Origin of the sequence: Sphingorhabdus pulchriflava (assembly GCF_003367235.1) — a bacterium.
In the GTDB taxonomy this organism is placed as follows: Bacteria; Pseudomonadota; Alphaproteobacteria; order Sphingomonadales; family Sphingomonadaceae; genus Sphingorhabdus_B; species Sphingorhabdus_B pulchriflava.
On sequence record NZ_QRGP01000003.1, the window covers coordinates 48968 to 71580 of the forward strand.

Here is a 22613-nt window from a genome sequence, read left to right on the forward strand (position 1 = left end):
ATGACCGAGTTTATATATACTAGGCCTGAAACCTGTACCGCTTGCGGGGCGGGGTTGCATTTGTGGAGGCAGAATGTCCGCGATGGCGTTTACGGCGTTGACGGCATTTGGAATTTGCATCGCTGCAACAATAGCGAATGTGCGGCGAGCTATCTCGATGCTCGGCTGTCTGCGTCGCAGCTAGCTGGTTTCTATGAGACTTATAGCACACACCACGACCCAGTATTTGCAGCTAACGGAACAAAATTGATATTTCGACAAGCGCTCGAATGGCTTTTCCACAGGCGCTTGGGGTATCGTCGTCCTAAAACCTCAACATTATTGGCAACGCTGGCGCGTTTTTTCGAGCTAGTACCTCTTCTCCGCGAAATGGCACTGTCGAGGGTTTTTTGGCTTCCATATGTTGCCGGTGGAAAGCTGGTCGAAATCGGTTTCGGCAATGCTCAGACACTTTTACAAATGCGCGAGCTTGGTTGGGAGGTGGAAGGGGTCGAGTTCGATGAAATGTGCATTCGCAAAGCCAGAGCGCTCGGCTTTAATGTCAAACAAGGGGATTTTGAATCCCAAGATTATCCCGACGGTAGCATGAATGCCGTTGTTGGGAGCCATGTGATCGAACATGTTCCTGATCCAGGGAAATTGATGGCAACGATTTACAACAAACTACAACCTGGAGGCCGGATGGTGCTCGTGACGCCTAACGGTGCGTCATGGGGGTGTCGTCTTATGGGTGCTTATTGGCGCGGACTGGAAGTGCCGAGGCACCTGACAATCCAGACGCCTAGCTCGCTAATTCGGCATGCACGGCGTGCGGGGTTTAAAAAAATAGAGCTGTCCGGTACACCGTTAGGTGGAGGCATATTACAGCAGAGCTTACGACTTCGACTGGGCAAGCCAATTAATGGATCTGGTAGACTTCCTCAATTGTTTTGGGCCAGTCTTGCGAGCATGATACATTTGTTGCGCCCTCAGGCATCCGATGAAATTGTAATGATTTGCGAGAAGTAGGGTTGGAACACCATGATGGATAACTAGGCTATGATGCGGTTGATTTTTATGACGCAGGCCGTTCTGTATCTGCTCCTGATGCCCACGCTTCACGATTATATGAACCCGATGTATCGCCCGCCCCTAATCTATGCTTATGTGGCGGTTGGAGCACTTATTGCCGGTTTCTTTTTTTCCAACCGCGTGAATCAAAGGTCGGCTCCTGCAGTGCCGCAACAGAGAGAAATCAACCTATCCGAACTTGAACCGCGAAGCTTCGTCGTTGTCGGATTTGCTGTTTTAGCGGTCATGTATGCCTACGTTTCTTGGACCAATGGACTCTTGAACAGGCGGCAAGGGTCTGAAATGATGGCCGAAATATATGGCAGTCTGCCTTTACAAGAACTGATTATCCTTCGCGTCTATGAAATCGCTTTCATTCCGGTTGCCATCATCTTTTTTTTCGGACGCGCTCGGGCGGCCGTCAGGCTGTTTGTTGCATTCGTTCTTTTGGTATCCTTACCGTTTATGGGAATCGAAGATAGTAGGGCACGTTTGCTGGTAATGGCTATTTTTGTCCTGTGCTTTGTAAATATAAAGGACTTCATTAAGTTTTTTTATAAAAACGCAAAGATATACATCGCCATTTTTGTAGCAGCCGGTGTTTTCGTCTATGTTAGCCTGCAAAGATTGAGTAGTTATGCGCGTTTCGAAGATTTTTTATTTTATGAGATAGTGCGTCGGCTCGATGGAATGAATATACTCACCGAACTTCACGATTATGGATACATAAAGTATCTAGGAACGTTTGACGCAGGAATGTTCGGACCGTTGGTGTCGCGCATTCCATTTTTAGAAGCTGGCCGCCTTGCTAAGTTAGAAGGCATAACTTCAACAAAACAGTACTTTCTAAATACAATATTAAATAGCAATAGAATTGATGATAGCAACTCTTTGATACTAGATCCACTTTATTTTGCTGGTATTCCCGGCTTAATAATTTCTTTTTTCGCACTTGGTTATTATATTTCTCGATTTGATTCATATGTAATAGAAAAAAAGATATTCTCTAGCCACATTAAATTAACTATAGTCCTAGCGTTTGTAACAAGCTTTGCAATATTTGAAGTGGATTATTTTGGTGCAATCACGACGTTCATTCAGAATTTTTTGATCATTTGGATTTTAACTTTAATTGTATTAAATCGACCTAGCCGCTATATTTATAATTCGAAACAACCTGTTATTCAGCCGATTCATTAGACTACAAATGCAGTTCCTGACACTATGGGCGGCGAACAAGCGCCGCAAACCTCCTCAGGTCTCCATCAATAACAGCTTTCGCAAGAAACTTGAGTCTTAGAAGCGCCATCGCAAGGCGAGGTTGTGAATGATGCTTGCGCAGCCATAGTTTTTGCGAGCTATAATGCCATAAATATCGTTGAACCGGGATTCCTGTGGAACTCGTCCCTGCGCTATGCACTACCACCGCATTATCAGCGATAGCGATGCGATATCCGGCGGACCGAATGCGCATTGAGAGGTCGGCATCCTCCCAATACATAAAAAAATTCTCATCAAACAGACCTACTTGGGCCAATGCCTCTGTACGGATCAGGACTGAAGCTGCGGTAACCCAGCTATAACGATGGCTAGCGAGGTCGCTAACAGTGCATACTGAGCCACAACTCATCAACCAGGGTCGCATCCAGCTCCCCGAATGGTCTTGGCCGGGGTGGTTCGGATCTGTAAGCCAAGAGCCGACCATGCCCATTGCAGGATCGCCAGCCGCCGCCGCAACTAAGGCTGCGAGGCAATCAGAGGCCGGGCGAGCATCGTTGTTAAGAAGCCAAACGAAATCGCACCCATCTTTTAGAGCTTCAGCCAAGGCACGGTTGCATCCGCCCCCGAAGCCGAGGTTGTCAGCATTCGCAAGCAACATAACATTGTCTTGACCCGAAAGCGCGGCCTCCATCTGCTCTAGCGAACCGTCGCCACTGCCGTTGTCCACAACATAGATGCGGGAAGGTGCGAGACTTTGCCCGCTCAGACTGCTGACTGCAGCCACTGTTTCGGCAGATGCACGCCAATTTACGATGATAACCGAGATGCGAACGTCCAGCCGCCTGTTTCCAAACTGCGCATCAGACATAGTCGTGCATGCGGATGCCATCCCACTTGTTCGACAGTCGCGCAGTCCCAAGAATTAGCTTTACAACTCGATCGCTTGTGTTTGCGATTTGATAATCCGAAGGAGTAACTAGACGCTTCCCAGCGGAAACACGCTCTGAATGGATAGCCAACGCTGCAGCCATTGATTCCAAAATCGTGTGCTCATCAAGGCCTGTCACTATGATGTTGCCGGTATCCATCGCCTCGGGCCGTTCGATTGCGTCACGTGGAGTGATTGCAGGAAAGTCGAGTATCGAACTTTCTTCGGCGATTGTCCCGCTGTCCGAGATGGCGCAGTGCGCGTGCATTTGGAGGTGATTGTAGTCGTGGAAGCCAAAAGGCTTCATATATTGGACGCGTGGGTCGAGAACAGCATCTTCTAGTGCGTCGAGGCGGTTGCGGGTGCGTGGATGGGTCGAGACTATGACAGGCTGGTCATAGGTCTCTGCGATTGAATTAAGCGTACTGACAAGTGCTCTAAGGCGATCCTTGCTGTCGACATTCTCTTCACGATGCATCGAGACGATAAAATAGCCGCCACGCATTAGGCCGAGGCGTGAAAGAATGTCCGAGGCTTCGATCTGTGGGAGGTAATAATCGAGCACTTCCCTCATCGGCGAGCCAGTGAGATAGATACGACGGTGTGGAATTCCCTCACTCAACAGATGTCGACGCGCATGCTCTGTATAGACAAGATTGAAATCCGATATGTGATCGACCAGCCGCCGGTTAGTTTCCTCAGGTACATTTCGATCAAAACTGCGATTGCCTGCCTCCATGTGGTAGATTGGTATCTTCATACGGCGCGCCATAATCGCTGAAATTGCGCTATTCGTATCCCCAAGTACCAAGATTGCATCGGGGCGATTGGCCCTTAATTCCCTCTCGGTTTCAACAAGGATGCCGCCTAAAACGCTCCCCAAGCTAGAAGTGTCAACGCCTAGGAAGTTATCGGGTTTGCGCACTCCCAAATCGTTGAAGAAAACCTCGTTCAACTCGAAGTCCCAGTTTTGACCGGTATGAACGAGGCGATGCTCAGTGAGCTTATCCAGCTGCGCAATGACACGCGACAGGCGTATTATCTCGGGTCGCGTTCCCAGAATCGTGGTGACTTTAAGTTTACTCACGGGTTACTTTGCTCCACTAAAACTGGATCTGCAAAAGTGTCAGGATTGGACGGATCAAATAGCCGATGGGACCAAAAAAAGGTCACAACGTCCTTCTTACTGTCATTGACGATGTGGTGCGTATGCAAGGGCGGCATGTCTATTGCTACAGGGTTATCGCCCGATACATGAAAACTATACACTTCGTTTGTCAGCACTTTGCGAATGCGAATAGTCGCTTCGCCTGACACAACAAGGAACCGCTCAACGAGATCTATGTGAAAATGATCGCCTCGGCTTCGGCCTGGCAGTGTAGTCGACAAGAAGGTTTGGGATCCGGCCGATGCTTTGGCAGATTCAAACAGCATCCCGCGGTTGTCGCTATTGATGGCCAGCTTAATTGGATAATAATTTGGATATCCGCCCGTTCGATAACTGTTAAATAACGCTAGATCAAAATCGTCGGTAAGATCAGGAAATATATTTGCTTGATATGCCTGATGGAACCCAGCCAACTTCTCAAAAAGCGATACAATCGACATTGGCCGCCCGATGGGTGCCACGGTACAATTCTCCGAATTCAATCCTTTGGCGATAGCAAGATTTGCAGCTTCACCAGCATGGAGTAGGTTCACTTGCCCCTCCACATTTATTGTGGGCTCAACGCCTGACCAGAGCTGGTCGATTAAAGTTGCTGTCACATTGTTATAATAAGGTTTCGCACATTCGCCAAAAATGTGTGGGAGAAGCATATTGGTAACGCTTGGTGCGCAGGCTTGCAGAATGTCAGCGGCCCGCTTTTTTGACCTGCCATAAGGCGTATCGAAATCCGCGTGCGTGCTGTTCGCGTAAACCACATGCGGTCTTGCGCCAGTCTGCCTTAAACTGAGCGCTATTCGCTCAGCCAACGCAGGATTTACTGCCTCAATTTCTGAGGGATCGCCTCGGTTCATACCCGCAAAATGCATTATGACATCTGATGTCGCCACAGCAGCATCCAACATATGGTCATTATTGAAGGTATCGCGCGTTAAAAGGACTAGTTCAAACTTGGCTACATCGCCACGATAACGCGCCGCACAATTCGCAGCATGAAGACGCGCCGCAGTTTGCCAGCCTAGCAGTCCGCTAGCGCCAGTCACAACGATTTTGCGCGGCTTCAATTCCGCCATGTTTGAAGCTCACTTCTAATTTCTTCCAAAGAAAGCAGCAATTGTTTGACGCCCTCGCGATCCAATCGTTCCGCATTGTGGGAGTGGAAATCTTCCTGCACAGGCATCCGGTCGCCTTCGCTGAAATATGCCGAGTAATTAAGATCCCGACCATCCAGCTGAATTCGCCAATAATCGCCCAAGTCCTCAGCCGTTGAGAGTTCTTGTGCACTGGCTAACGTTTCAGCAAGCTTTTCGGCATGACGCCACCCAATGATTTCTACCGGGTGATCCGGGACTTCAAACAGATCCTTTAGCGCCAGCACCAAGTCCGAAATTGTTGCGGCAGGAGCCTTGCGGATAAACAAATCACCTTGACGGGCATGTGTGAATGCAAAGCGAACAAGTGCCACACTATCTCTGAGCGGCATTAAAAAACGCGTCATGTCAGGCTCGGTCACTGTGATTGGTTGCCCAGCCTTAATCTGCTTGATGAACAACGGAATTACTGAACCGCGGGAGTACATTACATTACCGTAGCGCACACAGCTAACAGTAGTGGGCGCAGAGGGTCCGATTTCGCGAGCTGCTGCATGCGCCAATTTTTCCATCATTGCTTTGGAAATTCCCATCGCGTTGATTGGATGCACAGCTTTGTCAGTCGACAAGCATACAAGACTTGCGACTTTATGTTCGATTGACGAGCGGATTACGTTTTCAGAACCCAGAATGTTTGTACGTACTGCCTCGAGTGGGAAGAACTCGCACGATGGTACTTGCTTCAGGGCGGCAGCATGAAAAACAGCCCCTGCACCCTTGACCGCGCGATCTACGCTTCCTCGATCGCGAACATCGCCTATAAAAAAACGAACACGCGGGTTACGCAATTGGTTGCGAAGCGCGTCTTGTTTCTCCTCGTCTCGGCTCAACACCCGAAGCTCTCTGTCGGTGGATTGGAGTAATTGAAGTAGTATTGTCTTGCCGAAGGAGCCAGTACCTCCGGTGATCAGAATGGGGCTATTTTCGTCGGGCAATGATGTTACTCCCTAAGACTATTTTTAATGCTGCTCGGAGAGTGCCAGTATGTATTGGCCATACTTCGTTTTCGACATAGACGCCCCACATTTGCGTAGTTGATCAGCATCGATGAACCCTTGGCGGAAAGCAATCTCTTCTAGGCAGGCAATCATATGGCCGGTCCGGTTTTGGATGACGCGAACAAATTCGGAAGCCTCAACCAAACTGTCGTGCGTGCCCGTATCAAGCCATGCATATCCACGTCCCATACGCTCAACGTAAAGCTCGCCCATTTCCATATATAATCGATTGAGGTCGGTTATTTCCAGCTCTCCACGTGCCGATGGCTTAATCTCTTTTGCCAAATCTATGACCCGATTGTCATAAAAATACAGTCCTGTAACGGCAAAGTTGGATTTGGGTTCAGAAGGCTTTTCTTCGATGCTTAGCGCTCGACCATCATTGTCTAACTCAATCACCCCATACGAGCGCGCATCAGATACCTCATATGCGAATACTGTGGCGCCGGCGGGACGTTGGCTCGCGGCCGATAAGAGTGTCTGGAAACCCGAGCCATAAAAAATATTGTCGCCCAAAACTAAGGCGGCTGACTGATCACCGATGAAATCGGAGCCTATATGAAATGCTTGCGCCAAACCCTCCGGTTTTGGCTGTATGGCGTAATCCAATTTGATACCAAGGTCGCTGCCATCTCCGAAGAGGCAGCGATAATTATCGAGAAATTCAGGTGACGAGATAATCAAAATCTCTCTTATCCCCGCCAACATAAGCGTCGATAAGGGGTAATATATCATTGGCTTATCATAAACAGGCAGCAACTGCTTGTTTATGGCCAGTGTAGCAGGATGCAATCGCGTTCCACTCCCCCCTGCCAAAATTATGCCGCGCATGTGCTACAGTATCCTTGTTTAAGAAAAGCGTTGTTGCAAGACATCGCTAACAGCTTCCTGCCAAGTTCTCGGCGCCGAAGAGAAATCTTTTTCAAATTTTGCCGTCGACAGTTGTGAATTCGCGGGACGCCGGGCGGGCGTTGGGTACTCCTGATGCGTAATAGCTCTTAACTGCGGTGTGGCCAAATGTCTTCGACTTGCTTCAGCAAAGATGAATGCTGCCAGTTCATACCAACTAGCGGAGCCCTGGTTCACGAAGTGCCAAGTTCCAGCGCGGTCGCGTAAATTTTGGGTCACTGTTAGCAGCGCATGCGCAATATCGTCAGCGGCGGTCGGGCATCCAAATTGATCGGCGACTACTGATACTTCGGCCCGTTCGGCGCCGAGTCTCAACATCGTATTGAGAAAGTTGGCTCCACTTGCACTCAAAACCCATGCAGTACGAATTATGGCATGATTGGGTTGGGTAGCTTGTATCGCTGCTTCGCCGGCCTGCTTGGTTTTGCCGTAAACATTGATCGGATTTACAAAGTCGCTTTCAATATATGGATCCGATTTCTCTCCATCAAATACATAGTCTGTTGAAACGTGGATAAGCGGTATGCCTCGGCGCCTTGTTTCCGCGGCCAAAATTGCGGGAGCTTCTGCGTTAATTTGGGCCGCAAGTTCCGGTTCACTCTCGGCCTTGTCTACGGCTGTATAAGCAGCGCAGTTGATGACGGCAGACAATGCATTTTCTGACATTGCTCTTTTGATGGATGATGCCGATGTCAAATCAAGATCCGCTCGGGTTGGGGCCCATATGTTGAGGCCGCGTTGTTGAGCTTGGCGAAAGACGGCACCGCCGACTTGACCAGTCACACCGGTAACTAAAATGGGCGCACAGGGCATGATTAGACTGCCTTCAGGCCCAATCGGTCACCCCGATAAGCTCCCGATAAAATCGCCTCCCACCAATCACGGTTGTCCAAATACCAGCGAATGGTTTTGGCGATGCCGCTCTCAAAATTCTCCTTCGGCCTCCATCCCAATTCATTTTCCAATTTGGACGCGTCGATCGCGTAACGAAAATCATGGCCTGGCCTGTCCGCGACAAATTCTATCTGGGCGCGGTAAGAAATGCCATCGGTGCGGGGGTGAATTTCATCAAGTGTGTCGCAGATTGCATGGACCACTTGCAGATTGGTGCGCTCTGACTTTCCTCCAATCATGTAGCTTTCTCCCACTCGGCCGCGCTCAAAAACCAACTGCAATGCCCGCACATGATCGTCGACAAAGAGCCAGTCACGAACATTGTCGCCTGTCCCGTAGACAGGCAAAGGCTCACCCGACTGACATTTAATAATCATAAGGGGTATAAGCTTTTCAGGGAAATGATAAGGTCCGTAGTTGTTAGAACAGTTTGTCACCAGCACGGGGAGCCCGTAAGTGTGGCCCCACGCACTCACCAAATGATCCGCCCCTGCTTTTGATGCAGAATAAGGAGAGCGTGGATCATAAGCAGTCTTTTCGGTAAAGAAACCGTCGGGACCAAGAGTGCCAAAAACTTCGTCTGTAGATATATGGTGGAACCTGAATTTGGCTTGTTGCGTGGTAGATAAACCCCGCCAGTATTGAAGAGCGGCAGAGAGCATTGAAAAAGTCCCTACAACATTTGTTTGGATAAACGTCGCTGGGCCATCGATTGAGCGATCGACATGTGATTCAGCTGCCAAGTGCGTTACAATGTCAGGCTTAAAATCAGTAATGAGAGCCAACATTTTTTCGGTGTCGCATATGTCAGCTTTTTCAAATCGATAACGCTCGTTTCCTTTAACTGGCTCGAGCGATGAAAGATTGCCCGCATAAGTTAAGGCGTCGACATTTAGTACTTGGTGCCCTGTGTTTGCTATCAAATGCCGTACCAACGCAGAACCGATAAACCCAGCCCCACCTGTTACTAATACCTTCAAAGAAGTGTCTTCCATTTACAATCCTTTCAGGGGTAGCAGCGGGCACCCATTATACTCGAAATTCGTCTCAACTTCGCTGAAGTTGGGAAGAGTGGCGTCTTTGTCCGATAACACCGGTACTAAACCGTTCAAAGGCCAGTTGATGGCGAGAACCGGATCGTCCCAAGCAATGCCGGCATCTGCTTCTGGCGAGTAATAAGCATCGACTTTATAAGCTATTTCACATTCGGCTTCGAGAGTTAGAAAACCATGCGCATAGCCCGGGGGTATAAATAACTGATTTCCCAAATCAGCCGATAGTTCGATACCTGCCCATTCACCAAAGGTCGGCGATCCGGGTCGCAGATCGACCGCAACGTCAAAAATCCTACCCTTTAGACATCGCACCAGCTTGGCTTGCGCATGAGGTGGTCTCTGGAAATGCAAGCCCCTAATCGTTCCTGCGTTTGTTGAGTAAGAATGATTGTCTTGAACAAACTCTGTCGTCACGCCTTGTTCTTCAAAGCGTAGCTTGTTCCAAGACTCAACAAACCACCCGCGCCGATCAATGAAGCGCTTTGGATGAATAACAATCAATGTCATGATGCGGCAACCTGCAAGACATTATGCGGAAGAGTGCTATTAGCTTTCGGTGGATCCATAGCCATAGCCATAGCCATAGCCATAGCCATAGCCTGCCTGCTTGTGACGCAACTTGGTCAGCACGACGCCAAGCACATGTGCGTGAACAGATTGGAGGCGTCCCAGCGAAGCCTTAATACCTCGAACGGCGACACCCTCTGCTTCAGCTACAAACACACAGCCCTCAACAGCACGTGCAAGCAACGGTGCATCGGCAAGACCCAAGATTGGCGGGGAGTCGATCACCACATGATCAAAATGCTCGACCAGTTGGCGGACGAGCATCAGCATGCGATCACTACTCAAAAGCTCCGCTGCGCTAGGCGGGGTGGGGCCGGCCGGCATTAGAAACAGGCCCTTCACATCAGTATCAATGACGAATTGTCGCCAGTCATTTTCACCAGCTAAGAAATTGCTTAGACCCATCCTGTTCGGCTGCCCAATGAACTGGTGCATTGAAGGCGAGCGCATGTCTGCGTCGAGCAGCAGCACTTTCTTGCCTGTTCGTCCTAGCACGGTTGCTATTGCAAGGCTGGAGGTACTCTTGCCCTCCGCCGGCCTTGTGCTGGTGACCATTAGCGACCGGGGAACGCCATGATCAGTAGAGAAGGCAAGGTTCGAGCGGATACTGAGATAGGCTTCAGACAAAGCCGACTTCGGATCTCGGAGCAATTGCAGTGCATCTTCTTCTTCGGCATTGGGAACACTGCCGAGCAATGGCACTTGTAGCAGTCGATTTACTTGGGTCGGATCGCGCAAGCCTTCGTCAACCTGATCAAGCGCAAATGTCGCCACAGCAGCCAAGCCGACACCAGTCAGGAGTGCAAGGGCGAGGTTCAGCAGTAAATTGGGTGATGACGGCTTTTCTGGCACCTTTGCTGTATCAACGATTGCGATGTTATTGGCGCCAACACCAGCAACGCCGATCTCTTTATAGCGCTGGAGCAGGCCATCATAGAGTTCGCGGTTAGTGTCTGCCTCGCGTTGATAGATGTTGTATTGGATGCTATCCTTTTGCTGCCGGTTCATGCGAGCCTTTAACTCGTCAACCGCACTTTTGAGTTCGACTTCGCGCTGAACTGCCTCGCGATATTCGGAGGAGCGACTGTTGAGGACACGACCTTCTTCACGGGCAATGCTGATATCAAGTGCCTTGAGCTGTTCGGACAAAGCAACCGCAGCCGGATAACCAGGTTCGAATTGCGCCATCATTTTTGCATATTCCGCGGCAACTTCTGCGCGCTTCTGCCGTAACTGGCCGATAGCGACATTATTCAGTGCTTCTGCATTGGCGCCGCCGTTACGCTGGCGGGCCTTGCTTTCGGCGGCAATGCGATCGGCGGTTGCAGCTGCAAGGGCGCTATTCAGCGCCTCCAAATCGCTCGACACCAATGTCCTCTCAACCTCGGTGCGACCGTCGATACTCTTACTTTTGCCAAGAGCCACAATGCCCTTGGCCTCGGCGTAATTGACGAGATCTCGTTCAGACGTCTCGAGGCGGGCACGAAGGTCTGCAAGCCGACCCTCAAGAAATTTACGAGCGTCGGCGGTCGAAGCAAAGCGACGGTCCATACTTTGGACAATGAACTGTTCTGTCCAGGTATTGGATATTTGTGCCGAAAGGGTTGGCGATGCACTGGTATAGCTAATGTCGACAAGTGCAGAGCCACGGATTGGGGAAATCGAAACATTTTTCATGAGAACATCGACAGCGAGCTTCTCTCGCTTCTGGCGCTCTGCATTGCTTAGCGGCTGCCCCGACTTGCTCGCGAATAAAGTGCTGTCGTCCGGACTAACCCCATGCGCTTCAAAGAAGTCGTCTCTCGTAGCAAGGCGCAACTGGCGCGAGACGCGCTCTGCAAGCGAGCGCGCCTGGAGGAGCGAATATTGTGTTTGATAGAATTCTAGGTCGCGCCCGGCATCCTGCGATTCCAGCCCCTCAATCGAAGTGACTTTCTTCTGGTCACGACTGATTTCGACACGTGACGTTGCAGTGTATTGCGGCGTCGCCAGCAAGGTCAGGACCAGGCCGATGGCGACCGCTGCAGCTACAATCCCAGCAATCACCCATTTCCAGCGCAGGACAACCTGCCAATATTGGAGCAGGATCGGCGGAGCGAGGCTTGTCGCCTCATCGCCATTCGCATTTCCGAACGCGCCTGCCGCTTGACCAGTTGCTAAGGCTGGGGGTGTGGGTTGCAACATTTCTGCCCTTGTTCCAAAGATATATTATGTTTTTACAACCCAATATTTGGTCGCATTGGGCCGGAGTGCACTAGCCGAGCGAGCTAGCTTAAAGAATAGCGAAGTTCCACCCCTTTTATCGCCTTCTGATGAACCGGGGCCAACCGACAGGCGAACTTCGCTTCCCTTGCCAAAATTCACCGCACAACTTAGTTGCGTCTCTTAGATCCGTTTTTCGTGCAACTCAGACAAGGTGCGTTTTGTCCAAAATCCGTTCATCAGACGGCAAGCCGTCGCTACTCTTCTGGGTTCTGGTTGCATTTCTTGCATTGCTCTTCGCAACAGGGGGAGCGTCACGGACGGATGTTCAGTCGCTTGTAATCCTGCGCCCCGCTTCAATCATAGTCTGCGCCCTCGCCCTTATGACGCTGCGAAAGGAGCACCTGGCAGGACGTAAGTGGCTGATCGGTTCATTTGCCGCGGTTTTTGGTGTGGCACTACTGCATGTAATACCGCTCCCTCCTGTTGTATGGCAGTCGCTTGCGGGAAGGCAGGATCTGGTTGACGTTGAGAAACTGGCCGGTGTCACCGACCTCTGGCGACCACTTACACTGGCGCCAATGAACGGCTGGCATGCCTTGCTGTCCCTTTTTGCACCCTTAGCCGTGCTTCTCCTAGGTATTCAGCTCAATCGTGACGACCTGTTCCGTATTCTGCCGCTTCTAATAGCATTTGCTGGTCTATCGGGGCTTTTGGGCTTGTTGCAGGCAATCGGCAACCCACAGAGCGCGCTATATTTATATCGAATAACGAATAATGGCTCTGCGGTCGGCCTGTTTGCCAACCGCAATCACTCCGCCACTCTTTTAGCTTGCCTGTTCCCGATGCTCGCTGTCTTTGCTTCGACGGCGAAGGGAACAACCGACGAAGTGCGCCTGCGCCAATTGGTCGCAGCAGCAATCGCGATCGTTCTCGTGCCCCTGATCCTTGTAACCGGGTCGCGCTCGGGACTGGTGAGCGCCGTCATCGGCATGCTTGGTGCTGGTCTCCTTTACCATCGCCCAACCGATGTTCGCACCGTGCGCAAAGGATCGCCCGATCGGATAAAGGCGTTACCAATCCTGGGCGGCCTTGCGGTCGTCAGCCTCGGCTTCCTTACCTTTTTCTTCTCGCGTGCCGAGGCAATACAACGGCTGTTTGCAGAAGCTTCGGGGGAAGACAGTCGCACAGATTTTTGGGCCGTCTCGCTTGAGCTGTTCTGGAAATACTTCCCCTGGGGCTCAGGCTCCGGCTCCTTCGTTGAGGCATTTCAGATCGTCGAACCGGCCTATTTGCTCGACGCGACCTATCTCAATCGCGCCCATAATGATTGGGTGGAGATAGCGGTCGCATTCGGTTTGGCGGGCCTAATCTTGCTGGTTTTGGCTTGTGCTGCATTTTTCTGGCGTAGCTTTAATCTCTGGCGCAAGGCCGAAACCGGGCGTCGATATGTCGCGTTTGGGCGACTGGCTTCCGTTTGCATCGCCATCATCGCCATCGCCAGCGTTTCTGATTACCCCTTGCGAACTCCAACGATGATGGGCGTTTTTGCCATTCTCACATTGTGGTTCACCGAAAGCGGAAGAGAGCGTGCAGATTCTGTTTCCACTGGTCGGGGAGGGAACTGAAACATGGCCCGCTCCAAAAAATCCAGTGCCTTTTTATCCAGTATCCGTTCAATCGGCATCGGGCGCATGATCATCGTGACTGCGCTTGGGCTGGTTGGCGCCTGGTTCGCGGCGGCAATTGCCATATCCGGCGTCACACGGATCAAGGCGCCGCAAACTGCGCTCATTGCCATGCCTACTGAAAGCACCGCTCTCGCATCGCGCGCCGACCAGATATTCTTCGCCAATCCCAAAAACCCGCCGCGTGAAGTAGAGTTGCTTGCGCGTCGTGCGCTGGAAAACCAGGCTATAAACGCCAAGGCGCTGCGCGTCCTTGGCTATGTTGCCGATGCCAAGGGCGACACCGAGACGGCTGAAAAATATGTTCGCATGGCCGCCAAATTGTCGCGGCGTGAGCCGGGTGCCCAACTCTGGCTGATTGAGGCATCAGCGCGTAAGGGCGACGTCGCCCTAACGCTCATCCATTATGACATTGCCTTGCGCACCAAGCCCGATACGCAAACAATCCTCTTTCCCAGACTGGTGAATGCCATAGAAGACCGCGAAATCCGCACCGCGCTCAAACCTTATATCCGCGCCGAGAATGGCTGGGCTTCAGGTTTCCTGTACTTCGCCAACGTGAACAGCAAGAATTTGCCGGCGCTTGTCGACCTCATTGTCGAGACGGGCGGTCTGGTTGATGCAGAGAACGCCAAAAGCCAGGAACTGGGTCTGCTGAGCAGGCTTGTCGCTGAGAGTTTCTTCGCCGATGCGCGCCGGCTTTATCTGCAAATGCCGGGTGCAAAACAGGCGCGGCTCGCCAGCGCAGCATTCGACGTCAGCGACCGCGATGCTCGTTTTGGTCCCATGGGATGGCAATTGCTTGAAGATCCTGATGCAGGCGGTAATTTTACTGGCAATGTCGGCGACATACAGACAATGCTCTCGCTCTTTGCCAATTCGGCTACGACTCGGCCAGTGGCGACAAAGTTGCTCTACTTGAAGCCGGGCAACTATCTGTTCTCAACACGCCTTGCCAATCTGGATCGCGGCGATGGCGGCTTCCTGCGTTGGCAACTGCGATGCCCTGGCATTGGCGGGGCTCCAGCTTGGACCATCGACAGTATCAACGCCTCGCTTCGGGCAGAGCTTCTTGTTCCCGCCAATTGCCCGGTACAGTTTCTCGATCTCATAGCGTCGGGCGGCAAGGGGCAGACGGGACTGGAGGCGACTATTGCCTCGGTTGCCGTGGCTCCTGCGAACTAACGGGTGAGCCTTATGGACCGCAAGCGCATATTCATCACCGGCACGGCGGGCTTTATTGGCTACCATCTCGCAGAGCTCCTGCTGGCGCAGGGGCATATCGTTGGCGGCTATGATGGCCTGACCGACTATTATGACGTCCGCCTGAAAGAGCGCCGCCATGCGATGCTCAACCAGCACGAAGGTTTTTCGGTGACTGAGGCGATGCTCGAGGATCAGGATCAACTTCAGAATGCCGTCTCATCCTTCCAGCCCGATGTGATCGTCCATCTGGCAGCGCAGGCCGGGGTCCGCTACAGCATCGAAAATCCGCGCACCTATCTGAATGCCAATATCGTTGGTACTTTCAATGTCATGGAGGCCGCACGCACGGCAGGTGTCCAGCATCTTCTCATGGCATCGACCTCAAGCGTCTATGGCGCAAATACGGAAATGCCCTTTACCGAGACCGAGCGCGTCGCGACGCCGCTAACCTTCTATGCCGCCTCAAAATTGGCGAATGAGGCAATGGGCCACAGCTACGCCCATATCTACAATATGCCGATCACCATGTTCCGCTTTTTTACTGTCTATGGTCCCTGGGGCCGCCCAGACATGGCCTATTTCAAATTCGCACGGAACATCATCGAGGGGAAGCCGATAGACATTTACAACAATGGTGACATGTGGCGCGATTTTACCTATGTCGAGGATCTCGTCCGTGGCATTGCAGGTCTTATCGACGCAGTTCCGCAGCGAACCGAAAAGCCAGAGGATATTGCGCCCGGCGATAGCCTTAGTCCCGCCGCACCTTTTCGCGTCGTCAATATCGGCAATTCGGAGAAGGTCCGCCTCATGGAATTCATCGACGCCATTGAGGCTGAGATCGGCAAGAAGGCCATCCGCAATTATATGCCCATGCAACAGGGCGACGTTCCTGCAACCTGGGCAGACGCATCGCTCTTGCAGTCTCTCACTGGCTACCTTCCGCAGACACCCTTCCGCGAGGGTGTGGCACATTTCGTGCGTTGGTACCGCAACTATTATGGACTTTAAATATTACTGATTTCGCCCTAATATCGGATAAATTGGCATATGCTCCTTTCCATTCAAAGTGTTGAAAAACCTTGGGGCGTCTTGGATTTGCCGTCGCCATTCCAATCCGCTCATACAAATCCGATAGGCGAGATATGGTTTGATCCGCCGCCGGCGCTTCCCGATATCCTCATCAAATACATCTTCACCTCGGATAAGCTCTCCGTTCAGGTTCACCCCTCGGATGCCGACACTGATAAGGTGGGTCTTGGGCATCAGGGCAAGGAGGAGTGCTGGCTCATAACGTCCGCAGAGCCTGGTGCATCGCTGGCCATCGGCTTCAAGGAAAAGTTTGGCGCAGCAGACGTCCGCGCAGCCGCCTTGAATGGGTCGATTGAGGACCTTCTCGTCTGGCATCCCGTCTCTGATGGTGACTTCTTCTACATTCCGGCGGGTACAGTTCACGCCATTGGTGCCGACGTCAGCCTTATTGAAGTCCAGCAGACGAGCGACATTACGTATCGCCTGTACGATTATGGCCGCCCCCGTGAATTGCACCTAGACGAGGCTCTTGCAGTCGCGAGGTTAGCGCCTTACGATGCTAAATTCCGCAAGCGGCTCGCACCCACGGGCTCTCAACTGCTAGTCGATGGGCCGCATTTTGAGCTTCACTATGTAGATGGTTCGGCGGGAAACGATGTCTTCTCAGCCGCCGGCCAGCCCGCTCTCATTCTGCCCCTCGAGGGGAGTGTTTCAGTGGGCGGGGAGGGCGTAATACCCGGCCAGTGCGCTCTCGTTGACGGCGAGGAAATCCGCTTCGGCGAAGGCGACAGGTTTCTGCTGGCGCGCTCGCTGTCGGATGCAAATTCCCGATAACTACCCGAGGCTAATTATATAACTGCACGTCGTCATCGTTGGATGCTTATGCGCACGATGCAGAAATAATATGATATCCAGTCTTCTTCCTTCCGCCTAATCCATAGGCGGACTGCCTAAAACGACGCAGTCAAAGTCCGTAACTTAACCTTTCACGCCGTTCGAATTTGTCCCAACGGGCTGAACGGCATGGCTGAAGTAACGCTAAATTAACCACAATCTACTTAGGTTCCTGACAGGAGCAAATCGCCAATGGCGGTATGCCAACCATTGATGGTGCCGCAATAATGTCGGTAAACAGGGGGCGAGGCGAAGTTTGATGAAGCTGATAATCCAGATACCCTGTTTCAACGAAGCAGAGAGCCTGCCAAATACCCTGCTTGCAATTCCGCGCCGGATCCCCGGCATCGATACCGTCGAACTGCTGGTTATAGATGACGGCAGCAATGACGGTACGTCCGAAGTCGCTCGCCGCTGGGGTGTGCACCACGTTGTTCGCCATGCAACCAACCGCGGACTAGCAGCTGCTTTTACGACTGGTTTGGACGCCTGCCTCGCGGCAGGCGCTGATATAATCGTCAACACTGATGCGGATGGCCAATATGATGGCGGAGCGATTCCGGCACTGGTCCAACCTGTGCTGGACGGCAAGGCAGACATTGTGATTGGTGATCGCGGTGTCGCCAGTAACGAGCATTTCGGCCCGATAAAGCGGCGACTGCAACGGCTCGGAACGGCCGTTGTGCGGTTTCTGTCACGAACCGACATTAACGACGCGGTCAGCGGCTTTCGCGCAATCAGCCGCGAAGCAGCGCAGCGCATCAATATCACTACCGAATTCAGCTATACGACAGACATGCTTATCCAGGCTGGTCGAAAGCGGATGAAGGTGGTCAGCGTTCCGGTCGGAACCAACCGCACCGAACGCCCGTCGCGTCTGTTCAAATCGATACCGCAATTCATTTCGCGCCAGCTGGTAACAATTGCCCGCGCGTATACCACCTATAATCCACTTCGAGCCTTCGCCAGTGTTGGCCTGACAATGGCCGTTATCGGGGCTCTACCAATTATGCGCTTCCTCTGGTTCTGGGCTAATGGAGACGGCAACGGGCATTTGCAGTCTCTGGTTTTGGGCGGCTCGCTGGTTACTCTAGGCATAATCACCAGCTTGTTAGGTGTACTCGCCGACTTGATCGGCGCTAATCGCAAGTTGCTGGAAACTTCGCTTAAGCGTATGAGGAATTTGGAAGACGAACTTTCCGAAGTTCGCCGTGTTCTTGAAGGCGATGCCGCAAGAAAGAGTGATCGCAACGCTTCGGCCCGCAAGATTTCGAATGGCTGAGACCACCATTACCAAGACATCCAAGCATAGTTGGGATGCCCACCATTGGATCGCGGGTGCGATAGTGCTTGTCGCAACCTTGCAGTTCCACCTCATTTTCGTCCAGGGATTCAATTGGGACGAATTCTATTTCCTTTCACAGGTGCATGCTGCGGAAAATGGAACCCTGCAAATTGCGCTTAATACGATTCACACCCGGCTGTTTTTTTGGTTGCCGCTGTTGCCGGACGAAATTGTACAGTTGCGGACCGCGCGCGTTTTCATGCTTGCAGCAGAGCTGTCGACTGGAGCGTGCATAATCGGTCTGGCGAGGCGTTTCACCGACATGCAAACAGCCATGCTTGCTGGGCTGGCTTATATCTCTGCAGGTTATGTTTTCCTTCACGGTGCCAGTTTTCGTGTCGACCCCATCGTAACTGCATTGCTCATGGCGGCCTTGCTTGGCTCTGCAACTGTTCGGCAAAGCTGGCGCTCGGGTCTTGCTATCGCCTTGTTGATCGCCGTGGCGGGGGCCACAACGATCAAAGCAGTTTTCTTCGCTCCTGCATTTGCAGGTATCTGGTTGATGCGTTGGAGCGAAAGTACGGATCGGCAACGAACGGCGATCTGGATGGCCTCGACAACTGTTTGTGCGGTGCTGTTTTTCGGGGTGATTTACGGCCTGCATTCGCACAACCTCGCGATTGCTGACGCTGAAGCATCCCGTAAAATGGTCAGTAACGCGGGCGAGAAAATGTTCTCCATGGGCCTCTTTCCCCGTGGTCAATTTCTGATCAAGCAGGGCTTCATTGCCTTGATATTTTCTGCTACCCTGCTGGCTGCGCCAGTCGCCATCGGGTTGCAAAAGCGTACCCGGATCGAGGAGGTTGTACTAATTGCCTTTTGGCTGCCGCTTTTGTCACTCGCGATTTACCGCAACAGCTTTCCCTATTTTTATGCCTTTATCATGGCACCGGCGACTGTAGCGGCAGCGGCAGCGTTGATGCCTGTTGTCCGTCGCTATGGCGCCTTGCCGCTGGCATTGCTGCTTTTGGGTAATGGGGCATGGTTATATTGGAACACGCCCAAAGACATGCAGGTCGTGCAGGCGCGGGTGCTTCATAGTGTGCACGCCATTTTTCCCAAGCCGGTGGCCTATATCGATTTCAGCTCGATGATATCCTCATTTCCCAAGCAGGGCTTTTTCATGAGCGGATGGGGAATGGACAATTATCGCGATGCAGGGCAGCCGGTGTTTGCGGAAATTCTGCAGTCGCAGACCGTTCCCCTGGTCATCGCCAACCATGATAGTTTGGATGCGGCACTTAGGGGGTCTGAGGCTCAAAAGCCGCTGCTTGATGCGGACGCACAGATATTGCTGGATAATTACGTGCACCATTGGGGACCAATCTGGCTTGCCGGACGGGAGATCGATGGGCCTGCGGGTCAGCGAACAATTAACATCGCAATCCCCGGCATCTATACAGTCGAAGGCAGTGCAATCACCATTGCTGGCATCGAATATGAACCGGGGGATAAAGTCGTGCTCGGTCGGGGACCGCAAGTTGTCGAACGCCGTACAGAAAAGAATGTAGTGCTGCGTTTTGGTCGTGGAGCAATCAAACCTTCGGCTGTCGAGCCAAAACTCGGCCGTTTTGGTGTCTTTTCGGACTTCTGATCGATGCCGGCCCCGCAACATTCGACAATGACCAAATCCCCAGCGATGTATCATGTTTCATTGCAAAGGCCTGACAGCCTGACCCCTAGTCCGGCGCGAAGAGGTGTGCGGGCATTATACTGGCTGGGCGCGCTGCTACTGGCCGCGAGCCTGATCTTTGTTGCCGCCTACGCGCACCGGAACTGGGCCATGCTGGCTCAGGTCAGCATTTCGAACTCTAAAATGCTTGTACTAGCTATATTGCTGTATGCCGTGAGTCATTTCAGCACGGCATTGTCATGGCCGTTCGTGCTTCGTGGCATGTCGATACCCGTATCGTTACGGACTGGCGTTCAGATCGGTTTCGTATCGCAGATTGGAAAATATCTTCCCGGTAACGTAGCGCACTATTTCGGACGAGCAACCCTTGCAGCCAATTCAGGCGTGCCTCTATTAAGTTCCGGGACGTCCACCGCCGTCGAGATTATAGCTGCACTATTTGCCGCTGCCATTGTGGGCGCAACGGCGTTGGTGATCGATCCGGAAGCAGCGCAATTTTTAGCGCTGCGACTAATGAACGCATTTCAAGCCACAACGACTATCCTGGCTGCGCTGGCAGCAGGCGTGCTCGCGCTTGGCACCTATTTATACTGGAAGCGCTACAGCATCGTCGTTGTGCTGGCACCCACCCTGTTCCTAGCGGTCAGCTTCACGCTATCGGGGCTTTCCTTTGCTGCACTTTTGGCATCAATAGATGCCACGTCGCCAACCGCAACGATCATCGCGCTGTTTGTTGTCGCGTGGGTAATCGGATTCATAGTGCCTGGCGCGCCTGCCGGGATCGGCATACGCGAGGCAATTCTGATTGGTTTCCTCGCCCCACAAATCGGGGGCGGCCCAGCTTTGGCATGTTCATTATTGCATCGCGTTCTGACAGCAGGTGTTGATGCTGCTGTTGCGATATTCGGCTATACTTGGTTGCATCTTTCGAAGAAGAAGAAATCGGCAAAAGACGTATTGTCGGGATCGCCCACGTCCCAAGGATAGCGGTTCTTCTCGACATTTATCAGTTTGAAGTCTGTCCGGTTTTCCGCAACCCAGTCAGTAAACTTGCGGTGCTTCACATGCACTGCATCTGATTGTTCATTCGTATCGCTCGAATATATGATTGCAAAACGCGTCGCCGCGTCGAACATCTGATTCAAATATGAATCAAATACGGAATCTTCGATCAGATGATAAACGACGTCCAGCGATAGGGCCAGTTCTGCTGTTACCCCAGAGTTCATTTGCGACGAATGCAGGAAGGTTTTTGTCGGATCGGACGCAAAGGATTTTTTTGTAAGTTCGATCGCGGTGGTTGAAACATCTACACCGATATAACTCGGATATTCGGCCAAACGCAGTTGTGCACCATCACCGGATCCGAACTCAATGACTGACTGTATAGCATTTTCGGTGACAAATGCGTTCAGTCTTTCCGCTTTGTAATATGCCAGTCGATTATAGGAACCGGCACCGGAATTCCCCTGAGCTTTGTAGCGTTCTTCCCAATAGTCACCCGAAACGAAACTATCCTGATTTCGCGCGGCTACCATTTTCAAAATCGCCCTGGCTATCGTTCGGACGACTGGAGTTTTTTTGACCAGTTGCTTCAACATTATCTGTCGTTACGGTGTGCGCCATGCAGATGCAAGAGTATGCCGATAGGACAATATTGTTCATCACCCGGAAGTGGCCGCCTGCCATGGGGGGAATGGAGACTTATTGTTGGGAGCTTGCACAGCGTCTTGGCCGGTTGGGCTTGTTGACCGTTATTGCATTGCCGGGGCGTAAGGGAGGTTCGGTCCCGACGATGCCAGCGATGCTTTGGTTCGGGTTGTCCACATCTTTCCGGTTGCTTACTCGTAAACCTGCATCAGTTGCGCACATAGGCGATCTGGCGATCTGGCCGCTGGCTTGGATTGCTAAGCTGCGGGGGCCTAAAACCAAAATTGTGATTTCGCTACACGGATCCGATGTGAACTTCGCCAATGGCCAAGGCATCGCTTCTCGGATGTACAAGGCCTATATCCGACTGGGGGCACGTCTGCTGAAACGAACGAGGCTGGTCGCGAATTCGGAATGGATCGCCTCACTCGCGCGTGCTCACGGATATTCAGACATAATAATAGTGCCGCTGGCGACCACGTTGAAAGCAGACAAAGCACCGGTCGATCACAATGGCGCGTTGTTGTTCGCCGGGCGGATTACCCCTAGCAAAGGGCTGGGCTTTATCGTCCGTCAAGTCCTTCCGTTACTCGATGGTTCGGTGCGCATTCGCGTTGCTGGCTCGATCTGGGATCAGCGAGAAGCCGAATTGCTCAAGCATCCGCAAGTCGAATATCTGGGCGTTCTTGGTTCCGACCAACTGGCAGCCGAGTATGCGCAAGCTATGTGCGTTTTGGTGCCCAGCCAGACATCCGAAGGTTTTGGTCTGGTTGCAGCAGAAGCAGCCGCTTGTGGCGGGGTAGTTATAGCGTCCGCGCATAGCGGGCTTGCCGAAGTAGTTGCGCCTGAATTGGGTTTTGTGGCCGATGCGTATGACGCGGCAGCTTGGGCGAAGCGGATTCAATTAATTGCAGGGTGGAAAGCGGATGAGCGAACCCGTTTCACGTCAGCCGCAATGGCGTTTGCCCAACGGAAATATGATTGGGACCGCGTAGCCGCCGAAACTGTGGCAGCTTATCGCTGAA

Annotated in this window: 20 protein-coding genes; 10 read left to right on the plus strand and 10 right to left on the minus strand. The window is 52.2% G+C overall.

Features of this window, described 5'->3' with window-relative positions:
- Nucleotides 1-1008, plus strand: a complete 1008-nt coding sequence (locus DXH95_RS14350; RefSeq protein ID WP_181883700.1) for a class I SAM-dependent methyltransferase — start codon at nucleotides 1-3, stop codon at nucleotides 1006-1008.
- 30 nt (nucleotides 1009-1038) lie between these two features.
- Entirely contained in the window at nucleotides 1039-2250 is a 1212-nt protein-coding gene (locus DXH95_RS14355) for a hypothetical protein (protein WP_115550249.1), read from the plus strand.
- A 22-nt stretch (nucleotides 2251-2272) separates the two neighbouring features.
- Here the strand turns inward: DXH95_RS14355 and DXH95_RS14360 are convergent, their stop codons facing one another.
- The 9 genes from DXH95_RS14360 to DXH95_RS14400 are packed head-to-tail and all read right to left on the minus strand — an operon-like array spanning nucleotide 2273 to nucleotide 12122.
- Nucleotides 2273-3139: a glycosyltransferase family 2 protein gene (locus DXH95_RS14360; protein ID WP_181883701.1), complete on the minus strand. Its 867-nt coding sequence runs from the start codon at nucleotides 3137-3139 to the stop codon at nucleotides 2273-2275.
- On the minus strand, nucleotides 3132-4286 hold the full coding sequence (gene wecB, locus DXH95_RS14365; protein ID WP_115550251.1) for a non-hydrolyzing UDP-N-acetylglucosamine 2-epimerase: 1155 nt from the start codon (nucleotides 4284-4286) through the stop codon (nucleotides 3132-3134). The genes DXH95_RS14360 and wecB overlap by 8 nt, the downstream gene beginning before the upstream one ends.
- On the minus strand, nucleotides 4283-5437 hold the full coding sequence (locus DXH95_RS14370; protein WP_115550252.1) for a polysaccharide biosynthesis C-terminal domain-containing protein: 1155 nt from the start codon (nucleotides 5435-5437) through the stop codon (nucleotides 4283-4285). The genes wecB and DXH95_RS14370 overlap by 4 nt, the downstream gene beginning before the upstream one ends.
- The gene (locus tag DXH95_RS14375; protein WP_115550253.1) at nucleotides 5425-6450 is read right to left on the minus strand and encodes a polysaccharide biosynthesis protein; all 1026 of its coding nucleotides are present in this window, start codon (nucleotides 6448-6450) and stop codon (nucleotides 5425-5427) included. Before DXH95_RS14375 ends, DXH95_RS14370 begins: the two co-directional genes overlap by 13 nt.
- Nucleotides 6451-6474: 24 nt before the next feature.
- Nucleotides 6475-7344 carry a glucose-1-phosphate thymidylyltransferase RfbA gene (rfbA, locus tag DXH95_RS14380; protein ID WP_115550254.1) on the minus strand — a complete coding sequence of 290 codons (870 nt, stop codon included), beginning with the start codon at nucleotides 7342-7344 and terminating at the stop codon, nucleotides 6475-6477.
- Nucleotides 7345-7362: 18 nt separating this feature from the next.
- A complete protein-coding gene (gene rfbD / locus DXH95_RS14385; RefSeq protein WP_115550255.1) occupies nucleotides 7363-8235 on the minus strand; it encodes a dTDP-4-dehydrorhamnose reductase in 873 nt (290 codons plus the stop codon).
- Nucleotides 8236-8237: 2 nt separating this feature from the next.
- Nucleotides 8238-9311: a dTDP-glucose 4,6-dehydratase gene (rfbB, locus tag DXH95_RS14390; protein ID WP_220272300.1), complete on the minus strand. Its 1074-nt coding sequence runs from the start codon at nucleotides 9309-9311 to the stop codon at nucleotides 8238-8240.
- Nucleotides 9312-9878, minus strand: coding sequence for a dTDP-4-dehydrorhamnose 3,5-epimerase (gene rfbC, locus DXH95_RS14395; protein WP_115550256.1), 567 nt, complete (start codon nucleotides 9876-9878; stop codon nucleotides 9312-9314). It lies immediately after the preceding gene.
- A 39-nt stretch (nucleotides 9879-9917) separates the two neighbouring features.
- Nucleotides 9918-12122, minus strand: a complete 2205-nt coding sequence (locus DXH95_RS14400) for a GumC family protein (protein WP_115550257.1) — start codon at nucleotides 12120-12122, stop codon at nucleotides 9918-9920.
- A 239-nt stretch (nucleotides 12123-12361) separates the two neighbouring features.
- Here DXH95_RS14400 and DXH95_RS14405 point away from each other — a divergent pair, with 239 nt between their 5' ends.
- From DXH95_RS14405 to DXH95_RS14435, 7 genes are all read left to right on the plus strand, one after another.
- Nucleotides 12362-13768 (plus strand): O-antigen ligase family protein, encoded by a 1407-nt coding sequence (locus DXH95_RS14405; protein ID WP_181883702.1) that lies wholly within the window; start codon nucleotides 12362-12364, stop codon nucleotides 13766-13768.
- A 3-nt stretch (nucleotides 13769-13771) separates the two neighbouring features.
- Nucleotides 13772-15013, plus strand: coding sequence for a tetratricopeptide repeat protein (locus tag DXH95_RS14410; RefSeq protein ID WP_115550259.1), 1242 nt, complete (start codon nucleotides 13772-13774; stop codon nucleotides 15011-15013).
- Nucleotides 15014-15025: 12 nt separating this feature from the next.
- Nucleotides 15026-16045: an NAD-dependent epimerase/dehydratase family protein gene (locus DXH95_RS14415; protein ID WP_115550260.1), complete on the plus strand. Its 1020-nt coding sequence runs from the start codon at nucleotides 15026-15028 to the stop codon at nucleotides 16043-16045.
- A gap of 39 nt (nucleotides 16046-16084) precedes the next feature.
- On the plus strand, nucleotides 16085-16900 hold the full coding sequence (locus DXH95_RS14420; protein WP_115550261.1) for a class I mannose-6-phosphate isomerase: 816 nt from the start codon (nucleotides 16085-16087) through the stop codon (nucleotides 16898-16900).
- Nucleotides 16901-17219: 319 nt separating this feature from the next.
- On the plus strand, nucleotides 17220-18242 hold the full coding sequence (locus DXH95_RS14425) for a glycosyltransferase family 2 protein (protein ID WP_115550262.1): 1023 nt from the start codon (nucleotides 17220-17222) through the stop codon (nucleotides 18240-18242).
- Nucleotides 18235-19899: an ArnT family glycosyltransferase gene (locus DXH95_RS14430; protein ID WP_115550263.1), complete on the plus strand. Its 1665-nt coding sequence runs from the start codon at nucleotides 18235-18237 to the stop codon at nucleotides 19897-19899. Before DXH95_RS14425 ends, DXH95_RS14430 begins: the two co-directional genes overlap by 8 nt.
- 27 nt (nucleotides 19900-19926) lie before the next feature.
- Nucleotides 19927-20925: a lysylphosphatidylglycerol synthase domain-containing protein gene (locus DXH95_RS14435; RefSeq protein WP_181883703.1), complete on the plus strand. Its 999-nt coding sequence runs from the start codon at nucleotides 19927-19929 to the stop codon at nucleotides 20923-20925.
- On the opposite strand, the gene DXH95_RS14440 is transcribed toward DXH95_RS14435, so the two are convergent.
- Nucleotides 20847-21539, minus strand: a complete 693-nt coding sequence (locus DXH95_RS14440; RefSeq protein ID WP_115550265.1) for a hypothetical protein — start codon at nucleotides 21537-21539, stop codon at nucleotides 20847-20849. The two genes, DXH95_RS14435 and DXH95_RS14440, sit on opposite strands and share 79 nt — an antisense overlap.
- Before the next feature lie 23 nt (nucleotides 21540-21562).
- On the opposite strand from DXH95_RS14440, the gene DXH95_RS14445 reads away from it, so the two are divergent.
- Nucleotides 21563-22612, plus strand: coding sequence for a glycosyltransferase family 4 protein (locus tag DXH95_RS14445; RefSeq protein WP_115550266.1), 1050 nt, complete (start codon nucleotides 21563-21565; stop codon nucleotides 22610-22612).
- The last annotated feature ends 1 nt before the right edge of the window (nucleotide 22613 follow it).

Bases quoted from the DNA above. Each gene is read 5' to 3' on its own strand.
- rfbD (WP_115550255.1), bottom strand. From the start codon at position 8,235: ATGCCCTGTGCGCCCATTTTAGTTACCGGTGTGACTGGTCAAGTCGGC.
- DXH95_RS14360 (WP_181883701.1), bottom strand. From the start codon at position 3,139: ATGTCTGATGCGCAGTTTGGAAACAGGCGGCTGGACGTTCGCATCTCG.
- rfbB (WP_220272300.1), bottom strand. From the start codon at position 9,311: ATGGAAGACACTTCTTTGAAGGTATTAGTAACAGGTGGGGCTGGGTTT.
- DXH95_RS14445 (WP_115550266.1), top strand. From the start codon at position 21,563: ATGCAGATGCAAGAGTATGCCGATAGGACAATATTGTTCATCACCCGG.
- DXH95_RS14400 (WP_115550257.1), bottom strand. From the start codon at position 12,122: ATGTTGCAACCCACACCCCCAGCCTTAGCAACTGGTCAAGCGGCAGGC.
- DXH95_RS14440 (WP_115550265.1), bottom strand. From the start codon at position 21,539: ATGTTGAAGCAACTGGTCAAAAAAACTCCAGTCGTCCGAACGATAGCC.
- DXH95_RS14430 (WP_115550263.1), top strand. From the start codon at position 18,235: ATGGCTGAGACCACCATTACCAAGACATCCAAGCATAGTTGGGATGCC.
- DXH95_RS14355 (WP_115550249.1), top strand. From the start codon at position 1,039: ATGATGCGGTTGATTTTTATGACGCAGGCCGTTCTGTATCTGCTCCTG.
- DXH95_RS14420 (WP_115550261.1), top strand. From the start codon at position 16,085: ATGCTCCTTTCCATTCAAAGTGTTGAAAAACCTTGGGGCGTCTTGGAT.
- DXH95_RS14350 (WP_181883700.1), top strand. From the start codon at position 1: ATGACCGAGTTTATATATACTAGGCCTGAAACCTGTACCGCTTGCGGG.
- rfbA (WP_115550254.1), bottom strand. From the start codon at position 7,344: ATGCGCGGCATAATTTTGGCAGGGGGGAGTGGAACGCGATTGCATCCT.
- DXH95_RS14435 (WP_181883703.1), top strand. From the start codon at position 19,927: ATGACCAAATCCCCAGCGATGTATCATGTTTCATTGCAAAGGCCTGAC.
- rfbC (WP_115550256.1), bottom strand. From the start codon at position 9,878: ATGACATTGATTGTTATTCATCCAAAGCGCTTCATTGATCGGCGCGGG.
- DXH95_RS14410 (WP_115550259.1), top strand. From the start codon at position 13,772: ATGGCCCGCTCCAAAAAATCCAGTGCCTTTTTATCCAGTATCCGTTCA.
- DXH95_RS14425 (WP_115550262.1), top strand. From the start codon at position 17,220: ATGAAGCTGATAATCCAGATACCCTGTTTCAACGAAGCAGAGAGCCTG.
- DXH95_RS14370 (WP_115550252.1), bottom strand. From the start codon at position 5,437: ATGGCGGAATTGAAGCCGCGCAAAATCGTTGTGACTGGCGCTAGCGGA.
- DXH95_RS14415 (WP_115550260.1), top strand. From the start codon at position 15,026: ATGGACCGCAAGCGCATATTCATCACCGGCACGGCGGGCTTTATTGGC.